General features: G+C 35.3%; 23 protein-coding genes and 1 pseudogene. All 24 read left to right on the plus strand.

The genetic code is table 11. The annotated features are described in order from the left end of the window. Nucleotides 1–2079, plus strand: a complete 2079-nt coding sequence (fusA, locus tag CQA66_RS04500; RefSeq protein WP_104763553.1) for an elongation factor G — start codon at nt 1–3, stop codon at nt 2077–2079. A 241-nt stretch (nt 2080–2320) separates the two neighbouring features. After that, a pseudogene (locus tag CQA66_RS04505) lies at nt 2321–3208 on the plus strand (glycosyltransferase family 2 protein); the annotation flags it as partial. A 23-nt stretch (nt 3209–3231) separates the two neighbouring features. After that, nucleotides 3232–3762: a D-glycero-alpha-D-manno-heptose-1,7-bisphosphate 7-phosphatase gene (locus tag CQA66_RS04510; RefSeq protein WP_104763555.1), complete on the plus strand. Its 531-nt coding sequence runs from the start codon at nt 3232–3234 to the stop codon at nt 3760–3762. A 153-nt stretch (nt 3763–3915) separates the two neighbouring features. Further along, on the plus strand, nt 3916–4227 hold the full coding sequence (gene rpsJ, locus CQA66_RS04515) for a 30S ribosomal protein S10 (RefSeq protein ID WP_104763556.1): 312 nt from the start codon (nt 3916–3918) through the stop codon (nt 4225–4227). Nucleotides 4228–4298: 71 nt separating this feature from the next. Beyond that, the gene (gene rplC / locus CQA66_RS04520) at nt 4299–4886 is read left to right on the plus strand and encodes a 50S ribosomal protein L3 (protein ID WP_104763557.1); all 588 of its coding nucleotides are present in this window, start codon (nt 4299–4301) and stop codon (nt 4884–4886) included. After that, nucleotides 4886–5500, plus strand: coding sequence for a 50S ribosomal protein L4 (gene rplD, locus CQA66_RS04525; RefSeq protein ID WP_104763558.1), 615 nt, complete (start codon nt 4886–4888; stop codon nt 5498–5500). The genes rplC and rplD overlap by 1 nt, the downstream gene beginning before the upstream one ends. Before the next feature lie 4 nt (nt 5501–5504). Further along, nucleotides 5505–5786, plus strand: coding sequence for a 50S ribosomal protein L23 (locus CQA66_RS04530; protein WP_104763559.1), 282 nt, complete (start codon nt 5505–5507; stop codon nt 5784–5786). 17 nt (nt 5787–5803) lie between these two features. Next, nucleotides 5804–6631 carry a 50S ribosomal protein L2 gene (gene rplB / locus CQA66_RS04535; protein ID WP_104763560.1) on the plus strand — a complete coding sequence of 276 codons (828 nt, stop codon included), beginning with the start codon at nt 5804–5806 and terminating at the stop codon, nt 6629–6631. Between the two features lie 10 nt (nt 6632–6641). Further along, entirely contained in the window at nt 6642–6923 is a 282-nt protein-coding gene (gene rpsS / locus CQA66_RS04540; RefSeq protein WP_104763561.1) for a 30S ribosomal protein S19, read from the plus strand. Between the two features lie 27 nt (nt 6924–6950). Next, nucleotides 6951–7325: a 50S ribosomal protein L22 gene (gene rplV, locus CQA66_RS04545; RefSeq protein ID WP_104763562.1), complete on the plus strand. Its 375-nt coding sequence runs from the start codon at nt 6951–6953 to the stop codon at nt 7323–7325. A gap of 47 nt (nt 7326–7372) precedes the next feature. Beyond that, a complete protein-coding gene (gene rpsC, locus CQA66_RS04550) occupies nt 7373–8053 on the plus strand; it encodes a 30S ribosomal protein S3 (protein ID WP_104763563.1) in 681 nt (226 codons plus the stop codon). 2 nt (nt 8054–8055) lie between these two features. Then, nucleotides 8056–8481: a 50S ribosomal protein L16 gene (rplP, locus tag CQA66_RS04555; protein WP_104763564.1), complete on the plus strand. Its 426-nt coding sequence runs from the start codon at nt 8056–8058 to the stop codon at nt 8479–8481. Continuing rightward, nucleotides 8468–8671: a 50S ribosomal protein L29 gene (gene rpmC, locus CQA66_RS04560; RefSeq protein WP_104763596.1), complete on the plus strand. Its 204-nt coding sequence runs from the start codon at nt 8468–8470 to the stop codon at nt 8669–8671. Before rplP ends, rpmC begins: the two co-directional genes overlap by 14 nt. Nucleotides 8672–8707: 36 nt before the next feature. After that, nucleotides 8708–8974: a 30S ribosomal protein S17 gene (gene rpsQ / locus CQA66_RS04565; protein ID WP_104763565.1), complete on the plus strand. Its 267-nt coding sequence runs from the start codon at nt 8708–8710 to the stop codon at nt 8972–8974. Beyond that, a complete protein-coding gene (gene rplN, locus CQA66_RS04570; protein WP_104763566.1) occupies nt 8971–9339 on the plus strand; it encodes a 50S ribosomal protein L14 in 369 nt (122 codons plus the stop codon). Before rpsQ ends, rplN begins: the two co-directional genes overlap by 4 nt. Further along, entirely contained in the window at nt 9339–9563 is a 225-nt protein-coding gene (gene rplX, locus CQA66_RS04575; protein WP_104763567.1) for a 50S ribosomal protein L24, read from the plus strand. The genes rplN and rplX overlap by 1 nt, the downstream gene beginning before the upstream one ends. 12 nt (nt 9564–9575) lie before the next feature. After that, on the plus strand, nt 9576–10121 hold the full coding sequence (gene rplE / locus CQA66_RS04580; RefSeq protein ID WP_104763568.1) for a 50S ribosomal protein L5: 546 nt from the start codon (nt 9576–9578) through the stop codon (nt 10119–10121). 1 nt (nt 10122) lies between these two features. Further along, on the plus strand, nt 10123–10308 hold the full coding sequence (locus tag CQA66_RS04585; RefSeq protein WP_104763569.1) for a type Z 30S ribosomal protein S14: 186 nt from the start codon (nt 10123–10125) through the stop codon (nt 10306–10308). Nucleotides 10309–10342: 34 nt separating this feature from the next. After that, nucleotides 10343–10738 (plus strand): 30S ribosomal protein S8, encoded by a 396-nt coding sequence (gene rpsH / locus CQA66_RS04590; RefSeq protein ID WP_104763570.1) that lies wholly within the window; start codon nt 10343–10345, stop codon nt 10736–10738. Between the two features lie 13 nt (nt 10739–10751). Continuing rightward, nucleotides 10752–11288: a 50S ribosomal protein L6 gene (gene rplF / locus CQA66_RS04595; protein WP_104763571.1), complete on the plus strand. Its 537-nt coding sequence runs from the start codon at nt 10752–10754 to the stop codon at nt 11286–11288. Between the two features lie 16 nt (nt 11289–11304). Beyond that, a complete protein-coding gene (gene rplR / locus CQA66_RS04600) occupies nt 11305–11661 on the plus strand; it encodes a 50S ribosomal protein L18 (protein WP_104763572.1) in 357 nt (118 codons plus the stop codon). A gap of 9 nt (nt 11662–11670) precedes the next feature. Further along, nucleotides 11671–12111 carry a 30S ribosomal protein S5 gene (gene rpsE / locus CQA66_RS04605; protein WP_104763573.1) on the plus strand — a complete coding sequence of 147 codons (441 nt, stop codon included), beginning with the start codon at nt 11671–11673 and terminating at the stop codon, nt 12109–12111. Between the two features lie 39 nt (nt 12112–12150). Beyond that, a complete protein-coding gene (gene rplO, locus CQA66_RS04610; RefSeq protein ID WP_104763574.1) occupies nt 12151–12567 on the plus strand; it encodes a 50S ribosomal protein L15 in 417 nt (138 codons plus the stop codon). Nucleotides 12568–12619: 52 nt separating this feature from the next. Beyond that, on the plus strand, nt 12620–13879 hold the full coding sequence (gene secY / locus CQA66_RS04615) for a preprotein translocase subunit SecY (RefSeq protein ID WP_104763575.1): 1260 nt from the start codon (nt 12620–12622) through the stop codon (nt 13877–13879). Nucleotides 13880–13885: the final 6 nt, after the last annotated feature.

The following is a 13885-nucleotide window of genomic DNA, read 5'->3' on the forward strand; positions in this document are numbered from 1 at the left end:
ATGGCTAGAAAAACTCCGCTTAATCGGATACGTAATATCGGTATAGCTGCGCATATCGATGCGGGTAAGACAACTACTTCAGAAAGAATTTTATTTTATACAGGTGTGAGCCATAAAATTGGAGAAGTTCATGATGGTGCGGCTACTATGGATTGGATGGAGCAAGAAAAAGAAAGAGGCATTACTATTACTTCTGCTGCTACGACTTGCTTCTGGAAAGATTATCAGATTAATCTCATTGATACTCCGGGACACGTCGATTTTACTATCGAAGTGGAACGTTCCATGCGAGTATTAGACGGTGCTATTGCAGTGTTTTGTTCTGTTGGCGGTGTGCAGCCACAAAGCGAAACAGTTTGGAGACAGGCAAACAAATACGGTGTTCCACGTATGGTATTTGTCAATAAGATGGATAGAATTGGTGCAAATTTTTATAATGTAGAATCACAAATCAGAGAAAGGTTGAAAGCCAATCCAGTACCAATTTGTATTCCTATTGGTTCAGAGGATTCTTTCATTGGCGTTATTGATTTATTACAAATGAAGGCTATTGTCTGGAATGATGAATCTATGGGCGCAAAGTATGATATTGAAGAAATACCTGCAGAATTACTAGATAAAGCGAATGAATATCGCGAAAAACTCTTAGAATCTGCTGCCGAACAAGAAGAAACATTAATGGAAAAATATCTTAGTGGTATCGAATTAAGTATAGACGATATTAAACGCGGTATTAAAATTGGTTGTCATAATATGAGTTTGATTCCTATGCTCTGTGGTTCTAGTTTTAAGAATAAAGGAGTGCAAACACTACTTGACGCTGTTATAGATTATTTGCCTGCGCCTACTGAAGTTACAGAAATAAAAGGCATTGATCCAAAAACTGATTCTGAAATTTATGTAGAATCTACCGATAACGGTGAGTTTGCTGGGCTTGCATTTAAGATTATGACGGATCCTTTTGTCGGACAGCTGACATTTGTTCGTGTATATCGTGGAATGTTAGAGTCTGGTAGTTATGTATATAACTCCACTAAAAACAAAAAGGAACGTGTAGGAAGATTGCTAAAAATGCATTCAAACAAAAGAGAAGATATCAAAGATGTTTATGCTGGAGAGATTTGTGCTTTTGTTGGGCTAAAAGAAACTTTAACTGGGGATACGCTTTGTGATGAAAAGAATCCTGTGGTTTTGGAACGTATGGAATTTCCAGAACCTGTTATACATATTGCAGTAGAGCCTAAAACTAAAGCTGATCAAGAAAAAATGGCAGTGGCACTTGGAAAGTTAGCTGAAGAGGATCCAAGTTTCCGTGTGAGCACACACGAGGAGACTGGACAAACGCTTATAGGTGGTATGGGTGAATTACATCTTGAAATTATTGTAGATAGATTAAAGCGAGAATTTCGTGTGGAAGCCGAGGTGGGGCAGCCTCAAGTGGCATTCCGTGAAACTATTCGGTCTAGTGTAACCCAAGAATGCAAGTATGCAAAGCAATCAGGTGGTCGTGGGCAGTATGGACATGTGCACATTAAGCTGGAGCCAAAAGAGGCTGGTTCGGGTTATGAGTTTGTTAATGAGATTACTGGTGGAGTCATTCCAAAAGAATATATTCCAGCTGTGGATAAAGGTATTCAGGAAGCAATGCAAAGCGGTATCTTAGCTGGTTATCCTGTAGTGGATTGCAAGGTTACACTTTACGACGGTACGTACCATGAAGTTGATTCTTCTGAAATGGCATTTAAAATCGCTGGCTCTATGGCGTTTAAAGACGCGTGTCGTAAGGCGAATGCCGTACTTTTAGAGCCTATGATGAAAGTAGAAGTAGAAGTGCCAGAAGAATATATGGGCGATGTTATTGGAGATCTAAATCGTAGAAGAGGACAAATTAGTGCGATGGATGATAGAATGGGGTTAAAAATTGTCAATGCTTTTGTACCATTAGCCGAAATGTTTGGCTATTCTACCGATTTGCGTTCAGCGACACAGGGTCGTGGAACATACAGTATGGAATTTGATCATTATGGGGAAGTTCCAAATAATATTGCTAAGGATATTATGGAAAAACGACAAATGTAGTTATGTTTAATTTGATGACTCATTTGGGTTAGTAGCTATTGAGATATTGAGTGGTTATTTATGACGTTTAGCAGCAGTTGTTATTTTGAACAATATGAAGTTGATTGATTTTGTATATCCTTGTCAAAGGCATTACGTGTAAATAATGCTTTTTATTATTACAAAATATATTGTGATAGCGTTTTTATCATTATTGTGGAAAGTTTTGGAATCAATGCTGAAAAGTATAAACAATAAACCAACTTGTTCTCTTATTATCACTACCTATAATCAAGAAGAAAGATTGTGTCTCGTACTCCTGTCTGTATTGGCATTACAACCTTTACCTGATGAAGTACTTATTGCGGATGATGGTAGCACAGAAAAAACACAAGATCTAATACAATTATTTCAAGCTATTTTTCCTTGTCCTCTCTTGCATGTGTGGCAAGAAGATAAGGGGTTTCGTTTAGCGCAAGTGAGAAATAAAGCTATATCTAGTGCGAAAGGGGAATATATTATTCTTATTGATGGAGATATGATATTAGAATCTCATTTTATTGCCGATCACTTGAAATTTGCTAAGCAGAGAACATTATTACAAGGTTCAAGGATTATGCTTAGTGAACCAATAAGCAAAGGTATTCTTTTCAAAGTACCAAAAATAATTTCTGATATATATATATATATATATATCAGAAATTATTCTCAAGCCAAGACATACCTACAAGAATTTGACACAAATGGCTTTCCTTATGCCTTGATCGATAATTCCTATACGGTCTATTTACCAAAAGAGGCGAAAGCTCGACGTATCTTACCTTTAGCGGCTTTTTTATATAAAGTTTCTAAGATTACTTCTAGGTACTTCGACAAGAAAGAGATGATTAGGGGCATTCGCGGTTGTAATATGGGGTTTTACAAAGCGGACTTTTTGCGAATAAAAGGATTTAATGAGAATTTTATAGGTTGGGGACGAGAAGACAGTGATTTTGTTGCGAGATTTTTATTTGCTGGTGGAGAGATGCGCAGATTAAGATTCTATGGCATTGCTTATCATATTTACCATCCAGAAAATGAAAGAAATATGCTAGAAAAGAATCATAAGATATATCTTGACACTATTCGACATAAAAAAGTACAATGGTAATGTTTTTTGAATGAGGATAATTTATGCAGTGTCAAAAGGCGATTTTCTTTGATAGAGACGGCGTAATTAACGAAGATTTAGGTTATGTGCATAAAATTGCGGATTTTAGATTCTATGAAGATTTTTTTCCCTGTGTTGCAAAATTTAAACAACATGATTATAAATTAATTGTAGTGACTAATCAATCGGGTATAGAACGTGGATTCTATACGGTTAAGGAATTTTTAGCGTTGAGTGCTTATATGCAGGAATGTATTTATAAAAAATTAGGATTTTATCTTGATAAAATTTATTTTTGCCCATCATTTCGTGACTCAAGTCGCAGAAAACCTGCACCCGGTATGTTACTAGAGGCTAAAAGAGCATATAACTTAGATATGGATGATTGTATAATTGTGGGCGATAAGTTAAGTGACGTGGAAGCTGGGCATAACGCAGGATTAAAAAAAGTGTTTTTATTGCAACGACAACATGAGTGTTTTACGCATTCGGCATCTTCACATTATTGTGTTATTACCACATTGAGTCAGCTCACGCCCCATGCAATAATTTAGCAGTATAAATTTCCTTATATCAAGGATAAATATTTTCAAGATTTTAAAGAATATATTGACTCTGCAGGGGGATTTTTGTTAATATTCATTCAAATTTTAGAATCAATTTAAGATACATTAAAATCTTTAGCCATATTGATGTTAAGGAAGGTTATGCAAAAAATTAGACTAAGATTAAAGGCTTATGATCACAGAGTACTTGATCGGTCTGTGGCTGCTATTGTAAGTGCGGTAAAGCGGACAGGATCGGAAATTATTGGACCAATTCCTCTACCAACACATAAAAGAAGATATACAGTATTGCGTTCGCCACATATTAATAAAGACTCGAGAGAACAATTTGAAATTAGAATACATAGCAGAATGATAGATATTATGTCAGCAACAGGAGATACCGTTGATAGTCTTATGAAGCTTGATTTGGCACCAGAAGTTGACGTTGAAGTTATGTCCATGGACAAGTAGTAATGGAATCTTAGAAATTTAGAATTGTGAATTTATAGATTTTTAAATTTATTCTGTAAGGATTAAGTAAGATGGAATTTATAGTCCAAAAGATTGGTATGAGTAGAACTATTGTAGCACCTAGTCGTGCCGTTACCCTTTTAAAAATTATACCTACAAAAATATGTAAAATACATGAAGGAAAGGCACTTGTTGCATATCCTCGGGGAAAATGTTTTAACAAAAGTATTGAAGGAAATCAAAAAAAATATAATCTTACTAAAGAATATAACCGTTTTGCAGTACTTAACATTAAGCAAGCCACAGAAGGCGATATCAACACTTCTTGCCTTAGTGAAGGAGTAAGACTAAAAGCGACTTTTAGAACGAAAGGAAGAGGTTTTAGTGGGGCAATTAAACGATGGAATTTTCAAGGCGGTCCAAGCAGTCACGGAAGTAGATTCCATAGAAGATTAGGATCTATTGGCAATAGAGAATGGCCGGGTAGAGTACAACCAGGGAAAAAAATGGCAGGACATTATGGAGACGATAATGTCACTGTACAAAGTCAAGTTGTTTCTTTTGATAAACAAAGCAATATTCTTGTATTAAGTGGTTCTGTATCAGGATATAACGGGGCATACGGAAAGATTACTATTTTAGAGAAAAAGAGGCAATAATGAGTCATGCAATTATATTAAATGATAGGCTGATAGAAACTGACGTACTACAGCTACCAGAACGTTATAACGGAATCAAAGAGCATAATCTTTATTTATATGTAAAGTCTTATCTTGCTGAAACTAGGGCAAATAATGCCCAAGTGAAAACTCGCGGTAAGGTTAGCGGTGGAGGCAAGAAGCCTTGGTCACAAAAGGGTGGTGGTAGAGCTAGAGCTGGAAGTATCACATCTCCTGTATTTGTGGGCGGTGGTGTTAGTCATGGTCCTAGCAATATAAAAAATTATTATCTTAAGATCAATAAAAAGCAAAAAAAACTAGCCCTAGAATTTGCCCTTAAGCAGAAAGCAGATTCCAAGGCTTTGTTTATTGTGGATTCTTTAAAAATTCCAACCGGGAAAACAAAAGATGCTTACGCTAAATTTAAAGCAATTAAGCAAAAAAATACGTTATTTGTTATGCAAATGAGCGATGAAAAGACTTTTTTTGCGTTTCGTAATATACAGGATTGTTATTTAATTGATGCAAATGAGTTGAATGCTTATCTTATAGCCACGTTCAGAAGTGTAGTGATAGAAAAAGCTGTTTTTGATGAAATCATAAAAAGAGGTTAGAAAAATGGCAGATATAACGGATATTAAAACAATTTTATACACAGAGAAATCTTTAGAATTAAAAGAGAAAGGTGTGTTAGTTGTGCAGACTTCTACGCGAATGACAAAGAACAAACTTAAAGAAATTTTTAAAAGTTATTTCGGTTTTACTCCCATTAAAATAAATTCCTTGCGACAAGAAGGAAAAGCTAAACGTTTTAAAAATAAAATGGGGCGAAGAATAGATTTTAAAAAGTTCTATGTTAAGGTTCCAGAAGGTGCGAATGTCGATTCGCTTTCTATGTAATCACTAAGGAGAAAGATATGCCAATTAAAACTTATAAACCTTATACTCCTAGTAGAAGATTTATGTCTAATCTCAGTTCAGATGATATTACAGCTAAGCCTTCTGTGCGAAGATTGCTTACAAAGCTTGCTGTAAATGCTGGAAGAAATAATAATGGTAGGATCACTAGCAGGCATAAAGCAGGTGGAGCAAAAAAATTATATAGAATTATTGATTTTAAACGTGATAAGTTCAATGTTGAAGGTAGAGTTAGTGCTATTGAGTATGATCCTTATAGGAATTGTCGTATTGCCTTGATTAATTATGTAGATGGCGAAAAGAGATATATTATTCAGTCAAGTGGGCTAAAGGTAGGGGATCTGGTGCTTGCAGCTGAAGGCGAACTCGATATAAAGGTTGGTTTTGCAATGAAGCTTAAAAATATTCCTGTTGGAACTATTGTACACAATATCGAATTACAACCAAAGGCTGGTGGTGCTATTGCTCGAAGTGCTGGCTCCTATGCTCAAATTATGGGCAGGGAAGGTAAATATACTATTTTACGTATGCCTAGCGGCGAAATGCGTTATGTTTTAGAAGAATGTATGGCTACTATAGGAGTTGTTGGTAACGGAGATTTTATTAATATTTCTATTGGCAAAGCAGGACGTAATAGGCATAGGGGTATTCGACCTCAAACTAGGGGCAGTGCTATGAATCCAGTTGACCATCCGCATGGTGGTGGTGAAGGTAAAACTGGATCTAGCGGACATCCTGTCTCACCTTGGGGTATGCCAACAAAGGGATATAAAACTAGACGTAAAAAAGCAAGTGATAGATTAATCATTTCAAGAAAAAAGAAATAAGGAATAAGTAATGGCGAGATCGATAAAAAAAGGACCATTCATAGATGAACATCTTGAAAAGAAGATTCTAAAGGCGAAGCAACTGAAAGATAATAAGCCCATTAAAACATGGTCAAGAAGAAGTACGGTTCTTCCCGAAATGATAGGACTGACTTTTAATGTGCATAATGGTAGATTGTTTGTACCTGTATATATCACTGAGAATCATGTTGGTTATAAATTGGGTGAATTTGCCCCCACAAGAACTTTTAGGGGACATAAGGGAAGTGTGCAAAAAAAGATTGGAAAATAACAATTAAAAAAGATTAGAGAGGATTTTATGATTAATGCGGATAAGATACAAGGCAGCAGAGCAGTTTTAAAACATATAAGACTTTCTCCTACAAAAGCAAGACTTGTCGCGAGACAAGTACAAGGATTGAATGCAGAAGTTGCTTTAGCTATGTTAGAGTTTACCCCCAACAAAGCTGCGAAGTTTATTTATAAGACAATTGCTTCTGCAGTTGCAAATGGTAGTTACGAGGCTTCGAGTGTGGAGATTATTTCATGTCGTATTGATAAAGGTCCCGTGTTGAAACGTTTTATGCCTCGCGCTAGAGGAAGAGCAACCCCTATTCATAAGCCAATGTCACACATTTATGTGGAAGTAGGTGAAGTGAAGAAAAGCTCTAATACGTCAGTTGCAAAAAAATAAGACTATTATTATGATATTGGATAAATAAATTAAGGTGAGGTTAATATATGGGTCAAAAAGTTAATCCGATAGGACTAAGATTGGGTATTAATAGAAATTGGACTTCAAGATGGTTTCCAGATTCTAAAAATACACCAGAGAGGATAGGGGAAGATTATATTATTCGCAAATTTTTAAAGAAAGAACTTTATTACGCCAGTATCAGTGAAATTATCATTGAGAGAATGGCATCTAAGTTGCGTGTGAATATTATTGCTGCAAAGCCCGGTTTAATCATTGGTAAAAAGGGAGCTGATATTGAGAAAGTGAAAGAAACCTTGAAAAAACTTGTCAATAAAGATATTTCAATTAATATTAAAGAAGTTAAAAAGTTTCAAGCAAATGCACAGTTGGCAGCTGAAAACATAGCCACACAATTAGAAAGAAGAATTGCTTTTAGAAGAGCTATGAAAAAGGTTATGCAGCAGGCAATGAAATCCGGTGCCAAGGGGATCAAGGTTAAAGTCTCTGGTCGCTTGGCCGGAGCAGAAATGGCTCGCACAGAATGGTATATGGAGGGTAGAGTGCCTTTGCATACTTTACGTGCAAAGATTGATTATGGATTTGCCGAAGCCTCTACTACTTATGGGATTATCGGTGTTAAAGTGTGGATTTTTAAAGGTGAGATTTTACAAAAAGGTATACAAACAGAGAAAGAAGATTCACGTTTGAAAAGTAAGAGGAGATAACCATGTTAATACCAAAAAAGACAAAATATAGGAAGCAGATGAAAGGTAGGAATCGTGGAAAATCCTTTCGTGGAAACAGTATTGCATTTGGAGATATTGCTATCAAAGCTGTAGAGCATGGCAGGATAGATTCTCGACAAATAGAATCTGCAAGAATTGCAATGACAAGACATGTTAAAAGAGCTGGGAAAGTTTGGATACGAGTTTTTCCTGACAAACCGCTTACCGCTAAACCACTCGAGGTAAGAATGGGAAAAGGTAAGGGAGGCGTTGAAAAATGGGTAATGAATATTAAGCCCGGTAGAATTATTTATGAGATGACTGGAATTGATGAACAAGTTGCGAGAGAAGCTTTAGCTTTAGCGCAGAGTAAGTTGCCTTTTAGGACAAAAATTATTACGAGCGAGAATGAAAATGAAATATATTGAGTTACAAGATAAAAGTTTGACAGAGTTGCAACAATTATTAAAAGATAAAAAAGCCGAATTGTTTACTCTAAAAATTCAGCTTAAGACTATGCAGCTTACCAAAACTAGCCAAATAGCTAGCACGCGTAAAGATATAGCCAGAATTTCCACTGCTATTTCACAGAAAGCAATGCAAAGTTCTTACAATTGAAAATAAATCATTAATATTGTTTAAAGGAAATGTTTAATGGGCAATGAACACGCACATAAGAGGGTTGTACAAGGGAAAATAATTAGTATAGCAGGTAATAAGAGTCCTGTAGTCCTCGTAGAGAGAAAGGTTGTACATCCTAAATATCGTAAGATTGTAAAAAGGTTTAAAAAATATATTATTCATGATGAAGAAAATAGGGGAAAAGTAGGTGATATAGTTACTGCTGTTGAATGTAAACCTATTTCCAGACGTAAAGCTTTTAACTTAAAAGAAATCGTTATAGTTGGAGTATCAGAATGATTCAGAGTTTCACAAGGTTAAATGTTGCTGATAATAGCGGAGCAAAAGAAGTTATGTGCATTAAGGTATTGGGCGGTAGCCATAAACGATATGCTTCTGTTGGGGACGTTGTTGTTGTCTCGGTTAAAAAGGCTATTCCAAATGGAAAAGTGAAAAGACGACAAGTTTTAAAGGCGGTAGTTGTTAGAACAAAGAAAGAAATTCATAGAGATAACGGTTCACTTGTTCGTTTTGATGATAATGCCGTTGTTCTTTTAGATGCAAAAAGAGAACCTATCGGAACACGTATTTTTGGACCTGTAAGTAGAGAAGTTCGTTATGCTAACTTTATGAAAATTATTTCATTGGCTCCGGAGGTATTGTAATGAATAAGATAAAAATCAAGAAAGGCGATACAGTAAGTATTATTGCTGGTGATGATAAGGGTAAAGTAGGTGAAGTTCTTGCTGTTTTACCTAAGAAAAATATGATTATTGTGAAAGACTGTAGAATAGTAAAAAAAGCAATTAAGCCAACAGAAGAGAATAAGAAAGGCGGTTTTGTCGGTAAAGAAATGCCAATTCATATCTCTAATGTGAAAAAATCTTAGGGAGGTTGCTCTATGTACGCGTTAAAAGAACGGTATAAGCAGGAGATACCAAGAGAGCTTGCAGAAGAACTTGGTATCACAAATCCCCATTTATTACCTAAGCTAGAAAAAGTTGTTATTAGTGTAGGTGCTGGTGAATATGCTAAAGAGGCGAAGATTATGCAAAATATTGCTGACACAATATCTCTTATTGCTGGACAAAAAGCTATTATGACTAAAGCTAAGAAATCTGTTGCCGGTTTTAAAATGCGCGAAGGTATGCCTATGGGGGTAAAGGTAACTCTTCGTAATAATAATATGTTTAATTTTCTTGAAAAACTTATTGTTATCACTTTGCCAAGAGTAAAAGATTTTAGGGGTGTTCCTCGTAATGGCTTTGATGGTAGAGGTAATTATAGTTTTGGACTAACTGAACAGCTTATGTTTCCAGAGGTTGTTTATGATGACATTCTAGTAACACACGGTATGAATATCACCATTGTTACTAGCGCACAAGATGATAAAGAAGCGTTTAAGCTTTTAGAACTGCTTGGCATGCCTTTTGCGAAAAGGAGATAAAATGGCAAAAAAATCTATGGTAGAAAAAGCAAAAAGAAAGGCGAGATTCCGTGTTCGCAAGTATACAAGGTGTCAGGTATGTGGAAGACCGCATTCTGTATATAGGGATTTTTCTTTATGTAGGGTGTGTTTGCGTAAAATGGGTAATGAAGGATTCATTCCCGGTCTTAGAAAAGCAAGCTGGTAACTAAATAAAAGATTAAAGCACGAGGAGTTTTTCCATGGTAAACGATATTATTGCAGATTCTATAACAAGAATTAGAAATGCAACGATGAGAAGACTTGATAGTACAGAACTTTATTACGCAAAAATTGTTACGCATATTTTGGATGTTTTTAAAGAAAGAGGGTTTATTAAGGACTATAAGATTAATAATAAAGATTCCAAGCAGAGTATTTTTGTTCAACTTGCTTATGATGATAGAGGCATATCTATAATTAATGAAATTGTTCGTATAAGTAAACCAGGCAGACGTGTTTATAAATCACGCGACGAACTTAAGCGATTTAAAAATGGTTATGGAATTATTGTCGTTAGTACAAGTAAGGGCGTGATTGCGAATGATGAAGCATATAAACGAAATGTTGGTGGCGAAGCACTCTGCAGTATTTGGTGATTAGGAGATAATTATGTCGAGAATTGGTAAGAAACCAATCACTATTCCTAGTGATATTGAAGTAAAGATAGAAAAGACAAAAATTGTTTTTAAAAGCAAAAAAGAGATTAAGGAACTTGAAACCTATGGCCGTGTTGGAATCAGCATAGATTCTGGTTCGCTTATGTTTTCAAAGATAGACGAAAATATGCAGTCTCGTGCTTTTTGGGGAACTTATCGTGCGCTTGCAAATAATATTATTGTCGGATTACAAAGTGGCTTTAGTAAGACTTTAGAAATTAATGGTGTAGGGTACAAAGCCTCCGTAAATGGGAAAATTTTAGAGTTAGCACTCGGTTTCTCCCATCCTATTAAATATGATATTCCTGATAATATTACTGTGGCAGTGGAAAAAAATAACATTATTATTAAAGGTGGCGATAAACAGCAAGTAGGACAGATTGCTGCTGAAATTAGAAAATTTAGACCTCCAGAGCCATATAAAGGCAAAGGTATAAAATATAGTGACGAAATTATCTTGCGTAAAGCAGGAAAAACATCTAAAAAATAATTAGAGGTAATTATAAATGACTCCTAAAGTTCTACAAAAAAAGAAAACCTTACGATTAAAAAGAAAGTTGCGTGTGAGACAGAATCACAGAGGATCTGCTATTAAGCCAAGAGTAAGCGTGTTTCGTTCAAATAAGTATTTTTATGCGCAAGCTATTAATGATGAGACGGGTCATACTATAGCAGCGATTGATTCTAGAATATGTGGTCTTGGCAACAATAAAAAAGATGCACAGAAGCTTGGTGAAGAATTCGCGAAATTACTATTATCCAAGAATATTGGTGAGATAATTTTTGACAGGAATGGCTATCTTTACCATGGTGTAGTAGCTTGTTTTGCGGATAATTTAAGAAATAACGGAATAGTATTTTAAGGAGACTGGATGGAAATCAATCGAGAAGAGTTTAGTGAAGTTGTAGTAAATATTGGTAGAGTTACCAAAGTTGTCAAAGGTGGTAGAAGATTTAGATTTAATGCTCTTGTTGTAGTGGGCAATCGTAGTGGGCTAGTTGGTTTTGGCTTAGGTAAAGCTAAAGAGGTTCCAGATGCTATAAAAAAAGCTATTGATGATGCTTTTAAAAATATTGTACAAATTAACATAAAGGGTACTACTATTGCCCATGATATTGAGCATAAATATAATGCAAGTAGGATTTTGCTCAAACCTGCAAGTGAAGGTACAGGCGTAATTTCCGGTGGTAGTGCTAGACCAGTCATAGAACTCGCAGGAATAAAAGATATTTTAACCAAGTCGCTTGGTTCAAATAACCCATACAATGTTGTACGTGCTACTATAGAAGCTTTAACGAAAATTAAATCATAGAAAGTAGTTTAATTAGATTTTAATATAAGGATAGAGATTATGTTGGAAAACATTAAGCCCGCGAGGAATAGTACAAAAAATATAAAAAGAATTGGTAGGGGACAAGGTTCTGGTATGGGTAAGACTTCTACTCGCGGTGGAAAGGGACAAACAGCGAGGACTGGTTATAAAGTAAAAAGAGGGTTTGAAGGAGGACAGCAACCTATACAGAGAAGGCTGCCCAAGGTTGGTTTTAGTTCCATGATAACAAAGCCTTTTGTTATCAATGTAGATAAGCAAAACAAAATTAAAGATTTAGCGTCTATTGATTTAGAGTCTCTTAGAACTATTTATAATATTCCAAAATATGTTCGACAGGTGAAGCTTATAGGTACAACAGCAAAAGATTTTAAAGTAAAAATCAAGTCGAATAACGTTATTACTAGCCGTTCCTTGAAAGAGATAGATAATAGATAACTACACATCATGAAAAGTCTGAATTTATAAAAATCCAAAGTTGGAATATCTAATGAATAAATCCGTTCTCAATAAAATTCTGATTACTTTAGCTTTTCTATTTGCTTATAGAATGTTGTCTTATGTCCCTGTTCCAGGTGTGGATGCATTGGAGATTAAAAAATTTTTTGATATTAATGCAGCCAATGCGTTGGGTCTATTTAATATGTTTAGTGGCAATGCCTTAGAGCGCGTAAGCATTATTTCGCTCGGTATTATGCCTTATATTACAGCATCTATCGTTATGGAACTTTTATCGGCAACGTTTGCTAATATAGGTAAAATGAAAAAAGAACGCGATGGTATGCAGCAGTATATGCAAATAGTACGTTATTTGACAATATTTATCACAATAATACAATCTATAAGTGTTTCTTATGGTCTTAATAGTATAGATAGCGGCAATATTATTACTTTGGAAAACAAAACACTTTTCATTGCCCTGTCTGTCTTTTCTATGCTTACTGGGACCATGTTACTTATGTGGATAGGGGAACAAATTACCCAACGTGGAATCGGGAATGGAATCAGCCTGATTATTTTTGCTGGTATTGTTTCGGGTATTCCAAGTGCAATTGCATCTGAGTTTGAAGCCGTAAGTGTTAATGCCCGTAGCATATTAGATCTTATAATTGTTGTCGCTGTGATTTTTTTGACAGTTTTTGTAATTATTTATATAGAGCTTGGCGAAAGAAGGATTCCAATATCTTATGCGCGCAAAGTAATCATGCAGAATCAAAATAAGAGGATTATGAATTATATTCCTATTAAAATGAATCTAAGCGGTGTTATTCCTCCTATATTCGCATCTGCTTTGTTAGTGTTTCCTTCCACGATTTTGCAGCAAGCACCGGTAGATTCTATTTGGTCAAGGATAGCTGATTATATGAATCCTGCCTCTACTTCCTATAACCTCTTAATGTTTGTTTTCATTATATTTTTTGCTTACTTTTACTCTTCTATTGTATTTAATTCAAAAGATATTGCAGAGAATTTAAAACGGCAGAATGGTTATATACCAGGATTACGTCCAGGGCAGAATACTTCCTCATATCTTAATGCGGTTGCAGGAAGATTAACATTTTGGGGTTCTTTATATTTAGCAATTATTTCTACTGTTCCATGGCTGTTACTAAAAGGCATTGGTGTTCATTTTGTTTTTGGTGGTACATCAGTCTTAATCGTAGTGCAGGTTGCTATTGATACAATGCGCAAAATTGAAGCACAACTTTATACAAGCAAATATAAAACTCTCAGCGTAGTTGGAATATAGGTTTTT

The sequence above is a fragment of the Helicobacter aurati genome (assembly GCF_003364265.1).
GTDB classification, from domain to species: Bacteria; Campylobacterota; Campylobacteria; order Campylobacterales; family Helicobacteraceae; genus Helicobacter_A; species Helicobacter_A aurati.

What these genes read in the sequence shown, in the direction of transcription:
- fusA (WP_104763553.1), top strand. Translation starts at nt 1, where the DNA reads ATGGCTAGAAAAACTCCGCTTAATCGGATACGTAATATCGGTATAGCT.
- CQA66_RS04510 (WP_104763555.1), top strand. Translation starts at nt 3,232, where the DNA reads ATGCAGTGTCAAAAGGCGATTTTCTTTGATAGAGACGGCGTAATTAAC.
- rpsJ (WP_104763556.1), top strand. Translation starts at nt 3,916, where the DNA reads ATGCAAAAAATTAGACTAAGATTAAAGGCTTATGATCACAGAGTACTT.
- rplC (WP_104763557.1), top strand. Translation starts at nt 4,299, where the DNA reads ATGGAATTTATAGTCCAAAAGATTGGTATGAGTAGAACTATTGTAGCA.
- rplD (WP_104763558.1), top strand. Translation starts at nt 4,886, where the DNA reads ATGAGTCATGCAATTATATTAAATGATAGGCTGATAGAAACTGACGTA.
- CQA66_RS04530 (WP_104763559.1), top strand. Translation starts at nt 5,505, where the DNA reads ATGGCAGATATAACGGATATTAAAACAATTTTATACACAGAGAAATCT.
- rplB (WP_104763560.1), top strand. Translation starts at nt 5,804, where the DNA reads ATGCCAATTAAAACTTATAAACCTTATACTCCTAGTAGAAGATTTATG.
- rpsS (WP_104763561.1), top strand. Translation starts at nt 6,642, where the DNA reads ATGGCGAGATCGATAAAAAAAGGACCATTCATAGATGAACATCTTGAA.
- rplV (WP_104763562.1), top strand. Translation starts at nt 6,951, where the DNA reads ATGATTAATGCGGATAAGATACAAGGCAGCAGAGCAGTTTTAAAACAT.
- rpsC (WP_104763563.1), top strand. Translation starts at nt 7,373, where the DNA reads ATGGGTCAAAAAGTTAATCCGATAGGACTAAGATTGGGTATTAATAGA.
- rplP (WP_104763564.1), top strand. Translation starts at nt 8,056, where the DNA reads ATGTTAATACCAAAAAAGACAAAATATAGGAAGCAGATGAAAGGTAGG.
- rpmC (WP_104763596.1), top strand. Translation starts at nt 8,468, where the DNA reads ATGAAATATATTGAGTTACAAGATAAAAGTTTGACAGAGTTGCAACAA.
- rpsQ (WP_104763565.1), top strand. Translation starts at nt 8,708, where the DNA reads ATGGGCAATGAACACGCACATAAGAGGGTTGTACAAGGGAAAATAATT.
- rplN (WP_104763566.1), top strand. Translation starts at nt 8,971, where the DNA reads ATGATTCAGAGTTTCACAAGGTTAAATGTTGCTGATAATAGCGGAGCA.
- rplX (WP_104763567.1), top strand. Translation starts at nt 9,339, where the DNA reads ATGAATAAGATAAAAATCAAGAAAGGCGATACAGTAAGTATTATTGCT.
- rplE (WP_104763568.1), top strand. Translation starts at nt 9,576, where the DNA reads ATGTACGCGTTAAAAGAACGGTATAAGCAGGAGATACCAAGAGAGCTT.
- CQA66_RS04585 (WP_104763569.1), top strand. Translation starts at nt 10,123, where the DNA reads ATGGCAAAAAAATCTATGGTAGAAAAAGCAAAAAGAAAGGCGAGATTC.
- rpsH (WP_104763570.1), top strand. Translation starts at nt 10,343, where the DNA reads ATGGTAAACGATATTATTGCAGATTCTATAACAAGAATTAGAAATGCA.
- rplF (WP_104763571.1), top strand. Translation starts at nt 10,752, where the DNA reads ATGTCGAGAATTGGTAAGAAACCAATCACTATTCCTAGTGATATTGAA.
- rplR (WP_104763572.1), top strand. Translation starts at nt 11,305, where the DNA reads ATGACTCCTAAAGTTCTACAAAAAAAGAAAACCTTACGATTAAAAAGA.
- rpsE (WP_104763573.1), top strand. Translation starts at nt 11,671, where the DNA reads ATGGAAATCAATCGAGAAGAGTTTAGTGAAGTTGTAGTAAATATTGGT.
- rplO (WP_104763574.1), top strand. Translation starts at nt 12,151, where the DNA reads ATGTTGGAAAACATTAAGCCCGCGAGGAATAGTACAAAAAATATAAAA.
- secY (WP_104763575.1), top strand. Translation starts at nt 12,620, where the DNA reads ATGAATAAATCCGTTCTCAATAAAATTCTGATTACTTTAGCTTTTCTA.